At 70.5% G+C, this 17,650-nt stretch carries 18 protein-coding genes and 1 pseudogene; 8 read left to right on the forward strand and 11 right to left on the reverse strand.

The features are described 5' to 3' along the window. Positions 1–119: 119 nt before the first annotated feature. Positions 120–326 (reverse strand): hypothetical protein, encoded by a 207-nt coding sequence (locus QIS99_RS21005; protein ID WP_282515120.1) that lies wholly within the window; start codon positions 324–326, stop codon positions 120–122. A 553-nt stretch (positions 327–879) separates the two neighbouring features. On the opposite strand from QIS99_RS21005, the gene QIS99_RS21010 reads away from it, so the two are divergent. Further along, on the forward strand, positions 880–2,013 hold the full coding sequence (locus tag QIS99_RS21010) for a helix-turn-helix domain-containing protein (protein WP_282515121.1): 1,134 nt from the start codon (positions 880–882) through the stop codon (positions 2,011–2,013). On the opposite strand, the gene QIS99_RS21015 is transcribed toward QIS99_RS21010, so the two are convergent. Continuing rightward, positions 1,997–2,791 (reverse strand): NUDIX domain-containing protein, encoded by a 795-nt coding sequence (locus QIS99_RS21015; protein WP_282515209.1) that lies wholly within the window; start codon positions 2,789–2,791, stop codon positions 1,997–1,999. The two genes, QIS99_RS21010 and QIS99_RS21015, sit on opposite strands and share 17 nt — an antisense overlap. 379 nt (positions 2,792–3,170) lie before the next feature. Here QIS99_RS21015 and QIS99_RS21020 point away from each other — a divergent pair, with 379 nt between their 5' ends. From QIS99_RS21020 to QIS99_RS21040, 5 genes and pseudogenes are all read left to right on the forward strand, one after another. Next, positions 3,171–4,082 (forward strand): DUF2797 domain-containing protein, encoded by a 912-nt coding sequence (locus QIS99_RS21020; protein WP_282515122.1) that lies wholly within the window; start codon positions 3,171–3,173, stop codon positions 4,080–4,082. Between the two features lie 73 nt (positions 4,083–4,155). After that, on the forward strand, positions 4,156–4,572 hold the full coding sequence (locus QIS99_RS21025; RefSeq protein WP_282515123.1) for an antibiotic biosynthesis monooxygenase family protein: 417 nt from the start codon (positions 4,156–4,158) through the stop codon (positions 4,570–4,572). A gap of 79 nt (positions 4,573–4,651) precedes the next feature. Then, the gene (locus QIS99_RS21030) at positions 4,652–5,506 is read left to right on the forward strand and encodes an amidohydrolase family protein (protein WP_282515210.1); all 855 of its coding nucleotides are present in this window, start codon (positions 4,652–4,654) and stop codon (positions 5,504–5,506) included. A 109-nt stretch (positions 5,507–5,615) separates the two neighbouring features. Continuing rightward, complete coding sequence (locus tag QIS99_RS21035; protein WP_282515124.1) at positions 5,616–6,386, forward strand: response regulator transcription factor; 771 nt, start codon at positions 5,616–5,618, stop codon at positions 6,384–6,386. Positions 6,387–6,423: 37 nt separating this feature from the next. After that, positions 6,424–7,264, forward strand: a pseudogene (locus QIS99_RS21040) (mannosyltransferase YkcB-related protein); the annotation flags it as partial. 96 nt (positions 7,265–7,360) lie between these two features. On the opposite strand, the gene QIS99_RS21045 reads toward QIS99_RS21040, so the two are convergent. The 3 genes from QIS99_RS21045 to QIS99_RS21055 form a co-directional block, all read right to left on the reverse strand. Continuing rightward, on the reverse strand, positions 7,361–8,179 hold the full coding sequence (locus QIS99_RS21045) for a YceI family protein (protein ID WP_282515125.1): 819 nt from the start codon (positions 8,177–8,179) through the stop codon (positions 7,361–7,363). Positions 8,180–8,324: 145 nt separating this feature from the next. Further along, positions 8,325–10,847, reverse strand: a complete 2,523-nt coding sequence (locus QIS99_RS21050; protein ID WP_282515126.1) for an MFS transporter — start codon at positions 10,845–10,847, stop codon at positions 8,325–8,327. Positions 10,848–10,920: 73 nt separating this feature from the next. Beyond that, positions 10,921–11,391, reverse strand: a complete 471-nt coding sequence (locus QIS99_RS21055) for a MarR family winged helix-turn-helix transcriptional regulator (RefSeq protein ID WP_282515127.1) — start codon at positions 11,389–11,391, stop codon at positions 10,921–10,923. Positions 11,392–11,579: 188 nt separating this feature from the next. Here QIS99_RS21055 and QIS99_RS21060 point away from each other — a divergent pair, with 188 nt between their 5' ends. Next, positions 11,580–11,807, forward strand: coding sequence for a hypothetical protein (locus QIS99_RS21060; RefSeq protein ID WP_282515128.1), 228 nt, complete (start codon positions 11,580–11,582; stop codon positions 11,805–11,807). Positions 11,808–11,960: 153 nt separating this feature from the next. Here the strand turns inward: QIS99_RS21060 and QIS99_RS21065 are convergent, their stop codons facing one another. The 6 genes from QIS99_RS21065 to QIS99_RS21090 form a co-directional block, all read right to left on the reverse strand. After that, a complete protein-coding gene (locus QIS99_RS21065) occupies positions 11,961–12,731 on the reverse strand; it encodes a hypothetical protein (protein WP_282515129.1) in 771 nt (256 codons plus the stop codon). 62 nt (positions 12,732–12,793) lie between these two features. Next, the gene (locus QIS99_RS21070) at positions 12,794–13,654 is read right to left on the reverse strand and encodes an RNA polymerase sigma factor SigF (protein ID WP_282515130.1); all 861 of its coding nucleotides are present in this window, start codon (positions 13,652–13,654) and stop codon (positions 12,794–12,796) included. Between the two features lie 461 nt (positions 13,655–14,115). Next, positions 14,116–14,976, reverse strand: a complete 861-nt coding sequence (locus QIS99_RS21075) for an RNA polymerase sigma factor SigF (RefSeq protein WP_282515131.1) — start codon at positions 14,974–14,976, stop codon at positions 14,116–14,118. 221 nt (positions 14,977–15,197) lie between these two features. Continuing rightward, positions 15,198–15,362, reverse strand: a complete 165-nt coding sequence (locus tag QIS99_RS21080) for a hypothetical protein (protein ID WP_282515132.1) — start codon at positions 15,360–15,362, stop codon at positions 15,198–15,200. Positions 15,363–15,923: 561 nt separating this feature from the next. Then, positions 15,924–16,187 (reverse strand): hypothetical protein, encoded by a 264-nt coding sequence (locus QIS99_RS21085; RefSeq protein WP_282515133.1) that lies wholly within the window; start codon positions 16,185–16,187, stop codon positions 15,924–15,926. Between the two features lie 38 nt (positions 16,188–16,225). Continuing rightward, entirely contained in the window at positions 16,226–16,543 is a 318-nt protein-coding gene (locus QIS99_RS21090) for a hypothetical protein (protein WP_282515134.1), read from the reverse strand. Between the two features lie 298 nt (positions 16,544–16,841). On the opposite strand from QIS99_RS21090, the gene QIS99_RS21095 reads away from it, so the two are divergent. Then, the gene (locus tag QIS99_RS21095; RefSeq protein ID WP_282515135.1) at positions 16,842–17,648 is read left to right on the forward strand and encodes an ABC transporter permease; all 807 of its coding nucleotides are present in this window, start codon (positions 16,842–16,844) and stop codon (positions 17,646–17,648) included. The last annotated feature ends 2 nt before the right edge of the window (positions 17,649–17,650 follow it).

Genomic DNA, 17,650 nt, shown 5'->3' on the forward strand with positions numbered 1-17,650 from the left:
TTCTCCCTAGCAAGCGAGCAACGGCCCTACCGCGCCTCCGGAGCTGCAACTCCGGGGGCGCTCGCCGTTGGTGAAGGGGACGGGTGTGGGACGGCCCCCGGTCAGAAGTTGATCGGGGCTCAGCTGGTGCGGCCCTGCGGGTGCCGCCCATACGCCATCTGGCGCTCAAGGTCCACCGCGTAGCGGTGCGCGTCGTCGGCCTCCCGGTAGACCGGGTCCAGCGGGTCCGTACTGCACTTGGTGCTGGTAGCAAGCTCGCTGACCTGCGAAAGCTCCTGCTTGCTCATGTTCTCCAGGCGGTCCTTCGTCTTCTTGGACAGGGCCATGGTGTTCCTCCCGGTACGAACATCCCGGCGCGGCGGTCACGCCGAGGTGAACCCACCGGGTGGTGGGCAGGAGCCATCCCGTACGGCGGCTCCTTGAGTCGTTCTGTGGTGCGTCTGCGTTCTCGGCGGCTCGTGGTTAGCGCAGTTGGGTGGGATCGCTCCCTGTAGGTGCGCGGCCTTAGGACCGTCCGTCTCCCTGGTCCTGCCGGAGGGCTCATCGCTCGGCTTTCGCCTTCAGCCCCGTCCTCTGTGGAGTTGTGTGCGCCACGGGGATCTCGATTCGAGGGACCCGCAGCGTGGTTGCACCGAGCTGAGGTAGGCACCTCACCTGGTGCGCACCAGTAGGTTGGCATCTGGTGCGCACCAGAGTCAAGCGGTCTCGTCGATTCGAGTGGTGACCGCTCGCCTCGGCGCACATCCAGAAGACCTCTGCGGGCATGGGTCCCGAAAGCCAACAGCCCTTAACGCCAGCTGGGTTAAGGGCTGTTGACCTGCGGGGATGTGAGGCATGCTGGGTAAGTCAGCGAGTGGACCTATCGCCGGGCGGTGGCCTGTGAGTTCGGGACTACGAGATGCGCGCAGGGCGCGCGGCTGGTCGCAGGAGCGGCTGATTCATGAGATCGAGCAGTACGCCCGACAGCACGTCACCGACGTTGCATCGACCGCGAGTTTGCGCGTGTACGTCTCCGAGTGGGAGAACGGCAAGCGCACCATCTCGGACCGCTACGCGGCGATCCTCCGCCCGCTGCTCGGCTCCACGGATGCGGAGCTACGGGGGCGCGAGGCCGTGGTGCCCGCGTTGCCGATGGCGGACGGATACGACGAACTCCTGAGCCGTATCGACTCCGCCAGAAGCGTCAGCGCGGACATGGTCGATGCGTTCAACGACCAGACGGAACTCCTGCGGAAGATGGATCGGAGCAGGGGCGCGGCGCGGCTCGTCGACCGCATGACGGCGCACTTGGGTGACCTGGAAGAGGCGCTTAACTTCGCGGTTCTCCCTGATGCCCGTAGGCCCGTCGCCCTGGCGTTGGCCGGGGCTTCAACGCTCGCCGCGTGGCAGGCGATCGATTCGGGGGCCATCGAACGCGCGTGGCAGCACTACGAGTTGGCGAAGCGCGCTGCTCACGATGCCGAAGCCCCGATGTACCTGGCTCACGCGAAGGCGGAACAGGCGTACGTGCTCAGCGAGGCCGGGCGGCCGGCACTCGGGTTGGAGTTGGTTCGGGAGGCGCAGCGCTCACTTGGCTCGGCCGGGTCGCCGCGCCTTCGTGCATGGCTCCACTCCGCCGAGGCCGAGCTGTGCGCCCATGTTGGCCTGGCCGACGACTGCCATCGCGCGCTTGAAGCAGCGGAGTCGGCCATCCCGGCGGGGCCCGAGGACCGCGACCCCGACATGCTCAGCATCTTCCTGAACGACGCGCACCTCAGCCGGTGGCGCGGAAACGTCCTCGCGCTGCTCGGCGATGGCGATGCCGTGACCAGCCTCTACAGCGCGCTGGACGTGGTCGACCCGACGTTCGTCCGCGCGACGGGCGGCCTTCACGCGGACCTCGCGCAAGCGCACCTGGTGCGAGAGGAATACGACGACGCCCAGACCCACCTGCGCCAGGCGAAGCTCCTGGCGAGCCGCACCGGCTCGGTGCGGCAGCGCCGTCGGGTCGACATGCTCAGCTCGAAGCTGTGAGCCCCGGCTTGCCGCGGTTCGCCAGGATGTGGAGCAGGGCGACGAGGGTGCCCGAGCCCAGCAACTGACCACGGGCCATCAGGGCGGAGATGTCGGCCAGCGGCACCCACTCGATGTGCCCGGCTTCCTCCAGGTCGGTCGGTTCGCCGACCTGTTCAGCTCCGTGCGCGACAAAGATGTCGTGAGGCGAGTCGACCATGCCGACCATGGGCTGATACGAAGCGATGCGCTCCACCGACTTCGGGCGCCATCCCGTCTCCTCGACGACCTCGCGCACGGCGGTGTCCGCAGCGTCCTCGCCCTCGTCGACGATCCCGCCCGGAAGCTCCCATCCGAACTGCTGCGGTACGAAGCGGTACCGCCACATCATCAACACCCGGTCCTGATCATCCAGAACGGCGGTGACGGCGACGTGGTGCAGTTTCACGACGTGGTGCTCGAAGCGCTCCATGCCGGGCGGCTCCACGTCCCAGAGCTGAAGCTTGACCCAGCGGTTGTCGTACAGGTCGCGCTCGCCGTGGATACGCCAGGGTTCCAGCCCCTCGGGCTCGGTGACGCTCACACCTCCGGGCACCCGGTAGGAACTCCGCCCGAAGACCTCTAGGGCACCCTCGGACACGAGTCGCGCCAGCACCTGCCGCAGCGCCGTACGGCGGACAGGAATGCCGGGATCATCTTCAAGCGTGCGCTCCGACGGGATCTTCTCGCCCGGGGCGTATTCGCCTGAAGCGATGCGCGCGAGGATCGTCTCGTAGGCGGTTGTCGAGTTCGGTCCCATCCGAGGGGCACTCTCCGTCCTGAGGTGGCGCGTACCAGCGTATTGGACCAGCTTCACACAGCCTCCAGGTTGGGCTTCATCTGCGGTAGTAGCGGGGTGCTGCAAGCCCGCCGCTGACATCAACTGCTGACATCAACACAGGCGTACAACGACGCACAGCGGCGACCTTGGCGGCCGTTCCACGGCTGGTGGCGTGCCCGCCGTACGTGACGTTCAAGTGATCCCAAACGACGGCGCACCCGCCTACGGATCAGAAGGTTGCAGGTTCGAATCCTGCCGAGTGCACAGCCTGAGAGGCCCCGGACGAGAGTCCGGGGCCTCTTTTGTCGTGCCTGTGGACAGTGGTCGGGTTGTCAGTGGTGGGGAGCATGCTGGGGGTATGGCGTGGTGGTGTGCGGGGGTTCGGTGGGGTGCGGGGCGGGTGGAGCTGCGGTGGGTCGGGGACGGCCGGGGTGAGCGGGGGAGTGTGCTCGCGTTCGGGCAGGAGTTGGCGTTCGTGGTGCGGGGGGAGCGGCGCTGTGTCGGGGTGTGGAGAGCGGGGCGGCGCACGCCGTGTCCGACCGGGGCCGGGTTGCCGGGGCGGGGGACGCGGGACCAGTGTGCGGAGTGTGCGCGGGTCGACCGGTCGTTCTCCGTCGCGGCGGACACCCACGCCGGGGATCAGCGGCCGTACGCCGTGTATCTGGCGTGGTTCGGGCCCGGACTGCTGAAGGTGGGGATCACGGGGGTGCGGCGGGGGCCGGTCCGGTTGCAGGAGCAGGGGGCGGTGGCCTTCGCGTGGCTGGGGCGGGGGCCGTTGATGGCGGCGCGGCGGGCGGAGGACCTGCTGGGGACGGCGCTCAAGGTGCCCGACCGGATTCCGTACGCGCGCAAGCGGGCCGCCCGGTTCGCGCTGCCGCCGTTGGAGGCGCGCGTCGCAGAGCTGCGGGACTGTCACGCGCGGGCGGTGGCGCTCGCCGGCTGGCCGGAGTCCCTGGAGCGGGTGGGGTTCGAACCGGTCGACCACACAGAGGTGTTCGGGCTCGGCGGGATGGGCGAGGGCTCCGGGGCGCGGGTCGTGCGGGAGTTGGCCGACGGGGGTGGGGTCGCCGGGCGGCTCGTCGCCGCGGCCGGGCCCGATCTGTGTCTGCGGCCGCGGGACGGGGGCGGGCCGCTGGTCGTGGACGGGCGGCTGTTGAGCGGCTGGCGGCTCGTCGCGGGGGACGCGGAGCGGGTAGGGGTGAGCGTTCCCGTGGAGCCGTTGGGCGGGCGGGACGGGGAGCGCGGGGGAGTGCAGGGTGGGCTGTTCTGAGGGCCCGCGGTGTGAGCCCGCGAACACGGCCTGCCCGTGGACAGATCGAGAGGCGGTGTCGACAGTAGGTGGCATGACCACTGATGCGGGTTCCGATGGGTTGGGTTCCGAGCCCGGAGGGCCGTTGCAGCCGCCGTTGCCGTCGCCGCCGCCGTTGCCCTTGCCGTTGCAGCCGTTCGAGCCGCCGTACTACGCCGTGATCTTCACGTCGCTGCGCACGCAAGGGGATCACGGGTACGGCGAAGTGGCCCGGCGGATGGAGGAGTTGGTGCGGGAGGTGCCCGGGTTTCTCGGGGTGGAGTCCGCGCGTACGCCGGGCGGGCTCGGCATCACCGTCGGTTACTTCGACAGCGCGGGCGCGATCGAGGCGTGGCGTTCGCAGGTGGAGCATCGGGCGGCGCAGGAGCGCGGCCGGGATCAGTGGTACGAGGGCTATGCGGTGCACATCAGCAAGGTGGAGAGGAGTTACGCCTTTGTGCGGGAGCAGTAGCGAGAGCAGCAGTGGGACCGGCAGCGGGGACGGCAGCGGGACCGGCAGCAGGGCCGCCGCGAGCGCTGAGCGGGACGAGGTGCGGGCGTTCTGGCGGCGGCTCGGGGTGCCCGGGCTCGTCGACGTCCACACGCACTTCATGCCGGAGCAGGTGCTGCGCAAGGTGTGGGCGTACTTCGACGGGGTCGGGCCGCTCACCGGGATGGAGTGGCCCATCGCGTACCGGAGAGAGGAAGCGGAACGGCTCGCGTTGCTGCGGGAGTTCGGGGTGCGGGCGTTCACCGCGATGCTCTATCCGCACAAGCCCGGCATGGCGGCATGGCTGAACGGCTGGGCCGCCGAGTTCGCGGGTCGCACACCGGACGTTCTGCACACGGCGACGCTGTTCCCCGAGGACGGTGTGGAGACGTATGCGCGCGAGGCCGTCGAGGCGGGGGCGCGGGTCTTCAAGTCCCATGTGCAGGTGGGGGGTTACGACCCGGCGGACGCGCGGCTCGACCCGGTGTGGGGGCTGCTCGCCGAGTCCGGCACGCCCGTGGTGATGCACTGCGGATCGGGGCCGCAGCCGGGCAAGTACACCGGGCCAGAGCCGGTCGCGCGGGTGCTCGCCCGCCATCCGCGGCTGCGGCTGATCGTGGCCCACATGGGCATGCCGGAGTACGCGGACTTCCTGGACCTGGCCGAGCGGTACGCGGAGGTGCGGCTGGACACGACGATGGCGTTCACGGACTTCAGCGAGCGGCTCAGCCCCTTCCCCGCCGCGGAGCGGTCCCGGCTCGCGGACCTGGAGGACCGGATCCTGCTCGGCACGGACTTCCCCAACATCCCCTATCCGTACGTCCACCAGCTCCACGCCCTCGAACGGCTCGGGCTCGGGGACGGCTGGCTGCGGGCCGTGTGCCATGACAACGGGGCGGCGCTGTTCGGCGGGTGAGCAGAGCCGGGCGGGCTCGTCGGGCGGGCTTGTCGGGCGGGCTTGTTTCTCAGGAAATTCACAGGTTCGAGAAAGAGGGTTCTCAGAGGGCGCGGTCAGGGTGGCGCGTATGACCACGAGCTCCGAACCGCGTACCGAACCGCGTACCGAACCGCACACCGAACTGCTCAGGCCCGACGGCAGCCCCGTGCGCGTGCTTGTCGTCGACGACGAGTCGTCCCTGACCGAGCTGCTGTCCATGGCGCTGCGCTACGAGGGCTGGGAGATCCGCACCGCTGCCGACGGCGCGGGGGCGGTGGCGGCGGCGCGGGCGTTCCGGCCCGACGCCGTCGTGCTCGACGTGATGCTGCCCGACATGCACGGGCTCACCGTCCTCGGCCGGCTGCGGCGTGAGCTGCCGGACGTGCCCGTGCTGTTCCTCACCGTCAAGGACGCGGTGGAGGACCGGATCGCGGGGCTCACCGCGGGCGGCGACGACTATGTGACGAAGCCGTTCAGCCTGGAGGAGGTCGTGGCCCGGCTGCGCGGGCTGATCCGCCGGTCGGGGGCGGCGGCGCGGCGCAGCGAGTCCGTGCTCGCGGTCGGCGACCTGACCCTCGACGAGGACAGCCACGAGGTCGCGCGCGGCGGCGACTCGATCCACCTCACGGCCACCGAGTTCGAGCTGCTGCGCTATCTGATGCGGAACCCGCGGCGGGTGCTCAGCAAGGCGCAGATCCTGGACCGGGTGTGGAGCTACGACTTCGGGGGCCAGGCCAACGTAGTCGAGCTGTACATCTCGTACCTGCGGCGGAAGATCGACGCCGGGCGGTCGCCGATGATCCACACGCGGCGCGGCGCCGGCTATCTGATCAAGCCCGCGGAGGCGGCCGCGGCATGACCGGCCGCCGGAGCCGAAGCGGGCCTCGGCTCCGCCCCCGTACCTCGCGGCCCTCGTCGGCATGGGCGCCGCCGTGCTGTGGGAGGAGCGCGGCCGCTTCCTCGCCGCGGCCGTGCTCGCGGGCACGGTCGCGGTCACCGGGTACTGGTCGTACGTCCTGCTCGGTCGCTCTTCCGGGTACGTGCCGTGGCTGCGCTGGGCGGTGCTCGGCGGTGGGCTCGTGGCGGCGCTCGGGCTGCTGTTCGGGGCCCGGCTCGGGCGTCGACTGGGGCTCGCGGCGGCCGGGTTGGGGCTGGTGGCGGGGCTCGCGGGTCCGGCCGCGTACACCGTCACGACGCTCGGCGAGGGCCACACGGGCTCGATCGTCACGGCGGGCCCGGTGGTGTCCGGCGGCGGGGGCTTGCCCGGTGGGGGGCTTCCCCGGCGGGATGCCGCGTCGCGAGGGCAGGTTCAGCGGTGGATTCGGTGGCGGGTTCGGCGAGCGTCCCGGCGGAGCCGGAGGCGGCGGCATGGGCGGCCTCCTCAACGGCGCCACCGTCAGCGGCGAGGTGCGGGCGAAGCTGGAGCAGGGCTCCGGCGCGTACACCTGGGTTGCCGCCACCGTCGGCGCGCAGAACGCCGCAGGCTACCAACTCGCCACCGAGGAACCGGTGATGGCCATCGGCGGCTTCGACGGCAGCGACCCGTCCCCGACGCTCGCGCAGTTCAAGCAGTACGTGGCCGACGGGAGGATCCACTACTTCATCGGCGGCGAGCAGGGCAGGGGTGGCGGCCCCGGCGGGACCGGCAGCTCGGCCCTCACCGCCTGGGTCACGGAGCACTTCCAGAAGGTCACCGTCGACGGCACGACGCTCTACGACCTCACGCGCCGGACATAGCCGTACGGCGAGCGGTACCTCGGCGAGGCACTGGGCGCCTTCCAGGCCGCACATGTCACAGCCCCGCGCCCCTCGCAGGGCGCCGCGCAGCAGCCCCTACCCCGCCCCCGGCAGCGACTCCCCCTGCACCGCCTGGATGTCCAGCTCGACCCGCAGCGTCGCCCCGATCGCCGAGATTCCCGCCTGCACGACCTGGTTGTAGTTCATCGCGAAGTCCTCCCGGCGCAGCTCGGCCGTCGCGTGGAAGGCCGCCCGCAGTCCGCCCCACGGGTCGGGCCCGGTGCCGAGGTAGGCCAGCTCCAGGTCGACCGGGCGGACCACGCCGTGCAGCGACAGCTCGCCGTGCACGGTCCAGCGGTCGGGCCCCGCGGCGGACACCGACGTACTGCTGTACCGGATCTCCGGGTACCGCTCCACGTCCAGGAAGTCCGGCGAGACCAGGTGCTTGTCGCGCATCCCGTTGCCCGTGTCCACCGACGCCGAGCTGATCACCGCGTCCACGCGCGAGGCGAGGGGGTCCTCGGCGATCTCGATCCGGCCGCCGAACTCGGTGAACCGGCCGTGCACGCTGGAGATCCCCAGGTGCCGGGCGACCGCGCCCACCGAGGAGTGCGCCGGGTCCAGCGTCCACACGCCCGGAGGCGGCAGTTCCGCACCGCCCTGCCGGGTCAGTGTCACCGTGCCGAGGTCGGCCCGGCCGCTCGCCGAGACCAGCGCGGTGGCGGCCGCGGGGGCGTAGCCGACGGCGGTGACGATCGCCGTGTAGGGGCCGGGCGCGAGCGAGTCGCCGCGTACGACGCCCTCCTCGTCCGCCTCGGCGCGCAGCACCTGCGTGCCGCGCATATCGGTCAGGGTGACGACGGCGTGCTGCACGGCCCACCCGTCGCGCGTACGAATCCGTGCGCTGAGTCCCACGTTCCACTCCTCGCTTGCTCAAAAATGCGGGGCTGCTCAAAAAATGCGGGGCCCGGCGGGCCGTCCCCTGCCCGCCGGGCCCCTTTTCCCGCCGGTCGCCGTGCCCGCCTCCGCTCGAAACGGACACGGCGACCGGAGTCGTGAACTACGCCTCGGGGTGGGCGAGTTCGATGTCGTGACCGTCCGCGCCGCTGCCGCTGACCGTCAGCGCCATGGCCGCCGGCGGGTAGCCGCTCGCCATGACCGTGTACTCGCCGCTGTCCAGGTCGGTGAAGGCGTACGCGCCGTCCTCCCCGGTCGTCGACGTCGCGACCACGTTCCCGGCCGCGTCGACCAGCGTGACCCGCGCGTCCCGCAGCGGTCCGCCCGCCGCGAGCACGGTGCCCTGCACCCGCGCCCCGGCCTGCAGGGCCACCTCGACGCGGGTGACGCCCTGGCCCGCCACGTCGACGGGGAGCGCGAGCGGCCGGTGGCCCTCGGCGTTCACGGCCAGGGTGACGGGGCCCGGGACCAGCTCGCCGAAGCCGAACTCGCCCTGCTCACCGGACTGCCCGGTGGCCAGCACGTCGCCGCGCACATCGGTCACGACGACCATCGCGCCGACCACGGGCTTCGCCCCGTCCGCCGTCCGCACCACACCGGCGAGCCCGCTGGTGCCGCTGAGCTGCACGTCGTACGCGAGCGGCTCGGCGCCGACGACGACGGTGGAGGCCTGCGGCTGGAACCCGTCCGCCGAGGCGATCAGGACGTACGAACCGGCGCCGGGCGCGTCGAGGACGTAGCCGCCGTCCTGCTGGGCGATGGTGCGGCCCAGCTGACGGCCGCCGAGCGAGATCAGCGTGACCGCGGCCCGGGGGACCCCGGCGCCGTCGCCGCCGCGGACGATGCCGCGCACCTCGATGCCGCGCACCTCGATGCCGGGCTGGCCGGGCTGGCCGGGCTGGCCGGACGTACTCTGCACGATCGTCTGCGCCTCCTCGGGCTGCGGGGTCGGAGCCGAGGCCACAGTGGTGGCGGGCTCGGAGGTTTTGGAGGTTTCGGAGGACGACGGGGGCTCGGTCGTGACCGCCTTCGCCGTCGCGGCACCGGTCTTCAGCGGGACCTCCTTGATGAACAGGGTCAGCAGGAAGGCCAGGAACGCCGCGGGCGCCGCGTACAGGAAGATGTCGGCGACGCCGTGTCCGTACGCGCTCTCCATCACGGTGCGGATCGGAGCCGGCAGCTGGTCCAGGTCCGGGATGGAGCCGCCGCCGGTGCCACCGTGTCCGGCCAGGCCTGCGGCCTTCGGGCCGAGTTCGGCGATGCCGTCCTTGACGTAGTCGGTGACGCGGGAGCCCATCACGGCGCCGAGCGCGGAGACGCCCAACGCGCCGCCGAGGGACCGGAAGAAGGTGACGACCGAGCTGGCCGCGCCGAGGTCCTTCGGGTCGACCTGGTTCTGGGTGCAGAGCACGAGGTTCTGCATCATCATGCCGATGCCGAGACCCATCAGGGCCATGAAGATCGCGATGTGCCAGTACTCGGTGTCGTACCGCATCGTGCCGAGCAGGCCCATGCCCGCCGTCACCAGGGCACCGCCGCTGACCAGCCATGCCTTCCACTTGCCGGTCTTGGTGATGATCTGCCCGGAGACGGTGGACGAGACGAACAGGCCGCCGATCATCGGGATCGTCAGGACGCCGGACATCGTCGGCGACTCACCGCGGGCCAGCTGGAAGTACTGGCTGAAGAACACGGTGCCGCTGAACATCGCGATGCCCACGAAGAGCGAGGCGAGCGAGGCCAGGGTGATCGTCTTGTTGCGGAAGAGCCGCAGCGGAATGATCGGCTCGCGCGCCTTGCTCTCGATGAAGACGAAGATCAGCGCGAGCAGCACCGAGCCACCGACCATCGCGTACGACTGCCAGGACACCCAGTCGTACTTGTCGCCGGCGAAGGTCACCCAGACCAGGAGCAGCGAGACGGCCGCCGAGATGAAGAAGGCACCGCCCCAGTCGACCTTCACGTCCCGCTTCACGATGGGGAGCTTCAGGGTCTTCTGCAGCACGATCAGCGCTACGACGGCGAAGGGCACGCCGACGTAGAAGCACCAGCGCCAGCCCCAGTGGTCGGTGATGACACCGCCGAGCAGCGGGCCGCCGACCGTGGCGACGGCGAAGGTGGCGCCGAGGTAGCCGCTGTAGCGGCCGCGCTCGCGCGGGGAGATCATCGCGGCCATCACGATCTGCGCGAGGGCGGAGAGACCGCCGACGCCGATGCCCTGCACGACCCGGCAGGCGATCAGCATGCCCGGGTCCTGCGACAGGCCGGCCACGATCGAGCCCGCCATGAAGATGACGAGCGATATCTGGACAAGCAGCTTCTTGCTGAACAGGTCGGCGAGCTTGCCCCACAGCGGGGTCGTCGCGGTCATCGCGAGCAGCGAGGCCGTGACAACCCAGGTGTACGCGGACTGGCCGCCGCCGAGGTCGGAGATGATCTCGGGCAGCGCGTTGGAGACGATCGTCGACGACAGGATCGCGACGAACATGCCGAGCAGCAGGCCCGACAGTGCCTCCATGATCTGCCGGTGCGTCATGGGCGAGGCATCGCTGTGACCTGCCTGCCCGCCGTGGCCGCCATGCTTGGCATGGCTGCCCCGCACACCGGCCGGTGTGGTCGTTGCCATGGAGTTCCTTCTCCTCTTACTTCTTACGCGGGCTCTTACTTCTTGCGCGGGTTACTTCTTGCGCGGGTTACTTCTACGCGGGTGTACGGGTGGGCGAAGTGTGGGAGCGGGCCGGCCGGCAGTCGCCGAAGCTGTTGCGCAGCTTGGTGAGCAGGGCGCTGAGCTGGTCCACGTCGTCGTCGGACCAGTCCCGCAGGTAGTGGGCGAGTGCTGCCGTGTGGCGCTCGGAGAGCGTGCGGAGCATGTCCGACCCCTCGGGCGTGAGGTGCAGGATGCGGGAGCGCCGGTCGTCGGGGTCGGGGGACCGCTCGATCCAGCCGCGGTCCGCGACGTGCGCGACATGGCGACTCGTCACCGACATGTCGACAGCGAGCAGCTCCGCGAGCCGGCTCATCCGCATCTCGCCGTATTTGCCGAGGAGGGCGAGGACCGCCGCCGATCCGGCCGGGCACTCGACCGGAAGGGACCGGGCGAGTTCGCGTTTGACGGCGCCGATGGCGCTCAGCTGGCGACCGAGGTCCTCGTACCGAGGCTGTGCGGCCATGACCACCCTCCACTTTTTGTTGCTTAGAGCAACGATAGAAGCAGTTGGTTGCCGAAGGCAAATTGAAAGGGGGGTTTTGCCGCTAAAAACCTGGCAATGCTCAGGCAAAGGGACGAGGCGTACGTGATGGCGACTGAGAGTCACCCGGGGCTTGGGCCGGAACCCCGGATTCGCTAGGGTCCTGCCCCATGGCACACAACCCCCACGCCCCGCAGGGCCCCCAGGGCGGCAACGACCCCGCGGGCAGCACTCAGATGTTCCGCGCCTTCGTCGAGGAGGGCGAGCAGAGGGCCCCGCAGGCGGCCCGCGGCGGCTGGTCGACCGGCAAGAAGGTCGCGGTCATCGGCGGCATCGTCGTGCTGGTCCTGGCGTTCGCGGTCCTGTCGCTGCCGAACCAGCCCTGGACGATCTTCTGACCGGTCTTCTGACCGGTCTTCTGGCCGTTCTTACGGTCGCTGCTCCTGGCGCTGGTACTGGTACTGGTACTGCTCCTGGTCCGTGTCCCAGTCCTGGTCCTGGTCCTGGTCCTGCTTCCGGTCCTGGTCCTGCTTCCGGTCCTGGTCCCGCTCCTACTTCCACTTCACCGAGACGTCCTGGGTCTCGATGTGCATGCCGAGCGGTACGCGCCAGGCGTCCACGCAGAGCCTCCAGGACTCGGTGACGGACTCACCCGGCCCGATCGGCCCCGGAAGCTTCCGCTCCGACTCGATCGTGGCCCAGTCCACGCCGAGCCCGCCGATGACGTGTGTACCGAAGGTGACGGTCCCCGAACGCACCGGTGTGCCACCGGAGTTGTGGAACTCCACGGTCACCTTCTCGCACCACCGGTCCGCCAGCGCCTTGCGTACGGGCTCGCCGGTTTCGAGTACGGCGGGGCCTGCGGGCGACGACGACTCGGGCTCCTCGGCGGGGGGCTCGGGGTCGGTCGAACCGCCTGCTCCCGGGGCCGGGGTGTCGCCGTCGGCCGGGGTCGGGGCTGAGTGGTCCGGGGTCGGGGCCGGGTTCGGGTTCGCGAGGTCGCCGGAGGTGGCCGCCTCGGGTGCGCTGCTCTCCGTACCGCCGGGAGCCGCACCGCCACCGGACTCGGAGCCTTGTCCGCGCCCACCCGCCCCGTCCAGCGGCACCATCCGCACATCGCCGGTGGGGGCGACCGTACGGCCCGGGCTTCTGTCGGGTGAGGCGCCCACGGCACCGAGCGCCACGTATCCGTCGTCGCCATCGGAGGTATCCCCTCCGCAGGCGGCGAGCAGCGTTGCCAGACACACGACAGCCGCCGAGGCCGTCGTCACGGCGCCTCGGCGGCTGCGTGCCCAAGCGATACCGGCTCGTGCTCGTGTCATGGGCGCCAGTCTGTCTGACGCACCGTCAAATATGAACCCTCACGGTTCTGTTCAGTCCTGGATCAGTCCTGGATCAGCCCTTCCCGCAACTGCGCGAGCGTGCGCGTGAGCAGGCGTGAGACGTGCATCTGGGAGATGCCGACCTCCTCGCCGATCTGCGACTGCGTCATGTTCGCGAAGAAGCGGAGCATGATGATCTGCCGTTCCCTGGGCGGGAGTTTGGCGAGCAGCGGCTTCAGTGACTCGCGGTACTCCACGCCTTCCAGCGCGCTGTCCTCGTATCCGAGCCGGTCCGCGAGCGAGCCCTCGCCGCCGTCGTCCTCGGGCGCCGGGGAGTCGAGCGAGGAGGCGGTGTACGCGTTGCCGACCGCGAGGCCGTCGACCACGTCCTCCTCGGACACGCCCAGGACGGCGGCGAGTTCGGGCACGGTCGGCGAGCGGTCCAGCTTCTGCGCCAGTTCGTCGCTGGCCTTGGTGAGCGCGAGCCGCAGCTCCTGAAGCCGTCGCGGCACGCGCACCGACCAGCTGGTGTCGCGGAAGAAGCGCTTGATCTCGCCGACGACGGTCGGCATCGCGAACGTCGGGAATTCCACGCCGCGTTCGCAGTCGAAGCGGTCGATCGCCTTGATCAGGCCGATGGTGCCGACCTGGATGATGTCCTCCATCGGCTCGTTGCGGCTGCGGAAGCGGGCCGCCGCGTACCGCACCAGCGGCAGGTTGAGCTCGATGAGCGTGTCACGTACGTACGCGCGCTCCGGGCTGTCCTCGTCCAGCGCGGCCAGGCGCAGGAACAGGGAACGGGACAAGGTGCGGGTGTCGATGGCTGTCGATGGTTGCGGACGGAGCGCGTCGGGTGCGCTCGGCGCGCTCGGCGCGCTCTTCGTGAGCGTGAGCACCTTCGAGCTGCCCTGTTCTGCGGACATGCCACCCCCTTGAGGTCGCGGACGGTCGCGGCGGGCGCTCCGTCTTCAGGAACGCAGCCTCCACCTGAATACCGGTCATGAGGCTGCGGCAAACGCGGTTCCCGCAGAATGTCACATGTCGGCAACACGCTGTAGCGCCAAGTCGACAAATCTGTGCAGGAAAAGGCCGGTACACGGCTTTTGTGTCGGCAAGCCCCAAGATCATGCTCCACCCGTCACGGTGGCCGTTCGCTCCCTTGTACGGAACCCCGGCCGGGCGGGTTGAGGCGGAGTATGCCGCGTGGGCGGGGGAGTTGGGAGGGGGTACGAGGGGCGCACTGGATCAAAGCCCAGCCCGTCCGGCGTTCGAGGGCGAGCAAATTCCAGCCCGTCCGCGTTTGAGGGCGAGCCCGCTGGGCGATCGCGGCGCCCGGGCCGACGGTGCCGGAACGTGAGCCGGAACCCGGGCCCCGCCCCCAGCGCTACGCGTCGATGCGGTTGGCGGACCGCAGGCGGGCGAAACTACGGGCGAGGAGGCGCGAGACGTGCATCTGGGAGACCCCGAGCTCGGCGCTGATCTGCGACTGCGTCAGGTTGTTGTAGTAGCGCAGGAGCAGGATCCGCTGTTCGCGCTCGGGCAGCTGGACCAGCAGGTGCCGGACGAGGTCCCGGTGTTCGACGCCGTCGAGCGCGGGGTCCTCGTAGCCGAGCCGGTCGAGCAGCCCCGGCAGCCCGTCGCCCTCCTGCGCGGCTTCCAACGACGTTGCGTGGTAGGACCGTCCGGCCTCGATGCAGGCGAGCACCTCGTCCTCGCCGATGCGCAGCCGCTCGGCGATCTCGGCGGTCGTTGGGGAGCGCCCGTACGCCGTCGTGAGATCCTCCGTCGCCCCCGTCACCTGCACCCACAACTCGTGCAGCCGGCGCGGTACGTGCACGGTGCGGACGTTGTCGCGGAAGTACCGCTTGATCTCGCCGACGACGGTCGGCATCGCGAACGTCGGGAACTGCACGCCGCGTTCCGGGTCGAAGCGGTCGATGGCGTTGATCAGTCCGATGGTGCCGACCTGGACCACGTCCTCCATCGGCTCGTTGCGGCTGCGGAACCGCGCCGCCGCGTACCGCACCAGCGGCAGGTTCGCCTCGATGAGCGCGGCCCGCACGCGGCCGTGCTCCGGGGTTCCCGGGGTCAGGTCCTTGAGCTGGGCGAACAGCACCTGGGTCAGCGCTCGGGTGTCCGCGCCCCGCTTCTTCGCGGGGGACGGCTCGGCCGCCCCGGTCGCCGCCCGCGCCCCGTCCTGTGGGGCGTCCTGGGGCGGCACTCGAGGCGCAGTACTGGCCGGCACGGTCAACGCCACCCCTTTTCGAAACGAACCGCTCGAAACGAACCAATCTGAACGAACCGCTCTGAACGAACCGTTCCACTCATCCGTCAAAAGCGGTCATAGCATCACAAGACATGTGCACTGTGTGCAAGCACCAGATAACGCCGTGTTGAAGGGCAAGTTGGGGTCAAACGCAGAAAAGACCCCCCACCGGATCCGGTGAGAGGCCGTACGAGCGTTGCCTACTGCACGAGTTGGGTCATGAAGTCGCCGACGCCCTGAGCGGCGTCGGATATCCCTTCGAAGCCCACCTGGACGAGGTCGGCGGCCCGGTCGGGCGAGTTGATGATGGTGTAGAAGACGAAGACGATCACCACGTAAAGGGCGATCTTCTTGGCTTGCACCACGTCCCGGCCTCCCCTGCCTGTTCCCTGTGCCCGCGTGCGGTCGGGTGAGTCTAACGCGGTGCACGGATCACGCCAGTGGCCGCACTCACACGGCGTTCACGCGGCTTTTAAGGACCAACGGCCCGCCCCTCCAGGCCCTTTGCCGGGCCCCGGGCGGCCGCCGGGGCCGCAGTATGGGTGGTGAGCCCGGCGGATCTGGCAGGAATCCGCAGGGCAGGGACCAGGCTCCACTGCGGGGTCCACGTCGCGCGCTTCCCCCTGAGCGCGACGTGGGCTTGAGAGCCCGGTCCTCATCGGGGGAAGCGGCTTGTCCCCCCGATGCCGCTTCCCCCGGCCTCCTCGCACGGGAGCCCCGGCGCACGGGTCATGGCGCCGGGGCTCCCGTCGTACGGGCCGCTTGTTCCGTATCAGGGCAGCTGTTCGTGTGTCCCGCGTCCGGCAAGTGGTTCGCCCGGCGTCAGGGCAGCAGCTGTTCCTGTGTCCGGCGTCGGGCAGGTGGTTCGCCCGGCGTCAGGGGTGCTGCCCGTGTGTCCGGCGTCAGGGCGGTGGCTCGCCCGGCCTTCAGGGCCGCTGCTCGCCGCGCTCCGCTCGGGCCTGCTCGATCAGTTCCGGGTACGGGTCCTCGTCGTCCAGGTCCGAGCCGTGCAGGACGTTGACCGACCACGGGAGCGGGCACGGCGGGGCGTGGTCGGGGTCGGGGCAGAGCAGCCGGGCGATCTGCTCCTTGACCTCCTCGGCCTGCCGCTCGGTCGCGTAGATCCCGAGCCGCACTTCCCAGACGCTCGGGTCCTCCCTCTCCGCACTCTGCGGCAGTTCCTCGGCCATCGCTCACCCTTCTGCTGCGGGGACGCGGGCGCCGCGCCCTACCAGTAGCGCTTGACGTCGCAGTGGCGCTTGTAGTGGCCGGACGGAACGTCGATGTTGCGCTCCGCCGCCTTCTTGGCCTTCTCCTTGGTGTTGCCCGAGCCGTCGGCCCGGTCGTACCCGACCACATTGTTGTCACGGATCCGGACGATCTGGCACTGCACGGTGGCGTGCCAGGTCCGGGTGACCGAGACGCCGTCACGCACCACGCCGGCGGACGGCGGGGCGGGCGTCGCTGCGGTGGCGACGGGCGCGGCGAGACCGGCGGTGGCGACGGCGACGGCGCCGGAGACGAGGGCGCGGCGCAGCAGCTTCATGGAGTCCTCCCCGATGGTGGACCGTCCATGGCAGACGGTCGGTTGCGGACGGTCGTGGTGGACCGTCGATGGCTGACGGTCGGTGCGGACCATCAATGGCGTACGGCCGTTGGGCCGGACGCTCTCGACCCTCGCACCCGCAGGCCGCCGGGCGCCGCCCCTGGCAGAGACGTTGGCAGCCCCTTGGCAGTCGTCCGCCGACCGGGTTCCGCGGTGAACCGGCCCGCGCGCGAACGCTACGTACTCGGTGTCCAACCACACGCACGACGTCATCGCACGCGGTCAGGCAGGAGAACTCATGGCGTACGACACGGCTGCCGCCCCACCCGGGACCGGGCGGCGCGACAACCCCTCGACGGCGACGGTGGTGGCCACCGAGCTCGCGCGGCACCGCAGGGGCTTCATCCCCTGGTACCACCTGCTCGCCCCTGTCATCATCACCGTCCCGCTCTTCCTCGGGGCGCTCGGCTCGTCCGAGGCACAGGCGGGCCAGACCTTCGAGGTGTTCCGCAATGTGACGCTGGAGTTCTGGGGCGTGCTGGTGCCGATGACGGCGGGGCTCGCGGCCGCACTCTCGGTCCGGGCGGACCAGGACGCCTGGCGTCTCCTCCTCTCTTACGGCGTGCCGCGCGGCCGCTACTTCGTCGGCAAGGTGGCCGCCCTCGGAGTGCTGGGCTTCGTCTCGTCCACCGTGCTCCTGGTGATGCTGTCGCTCGGCGCCGTGCTGAGCGGCCGCTTCCCGGAGGCCATGGGCACGGTGGTCGCCGCGGTCTATCTGCCCTGGCTGGTGGGGCTGTCCATGACGGCCCTCGCCGTGCTGGTCGCGACGGTGTGGGGGATGGGGCCCAGCATCGGTGTCGGGGTGGCCGGACTGCTGTGCGGGGCGCTGGTCTCGGACAAGGACTTCTGGTTCGCCGTCCCCTTCGCCTGGCCCATGCGGGTCGTGCTGCCGCTGGCGGGGATCGGCCCCAACGGAGTGCCGCTGCCCGAGGACAGTCCCGTGACCGACCCTTCGGCCATCCCGCTCGCCCTCGTCCTCGCCGCTGCGCTGACGGTGGCCCTGCTGGTCATCGGCCGCATGCACATGAGCCGTAAGGAGATTTGAGC

The organism is Streptomyces solicavernae (assembly GCF_029968095.1).
GTDB classification, from domain to species: Bacteria; Actinomycetota; Actinomycetes; order Streptomycetales; family Streptomycetaceae; genus Streptomyces; species Streptomyces solicavernae.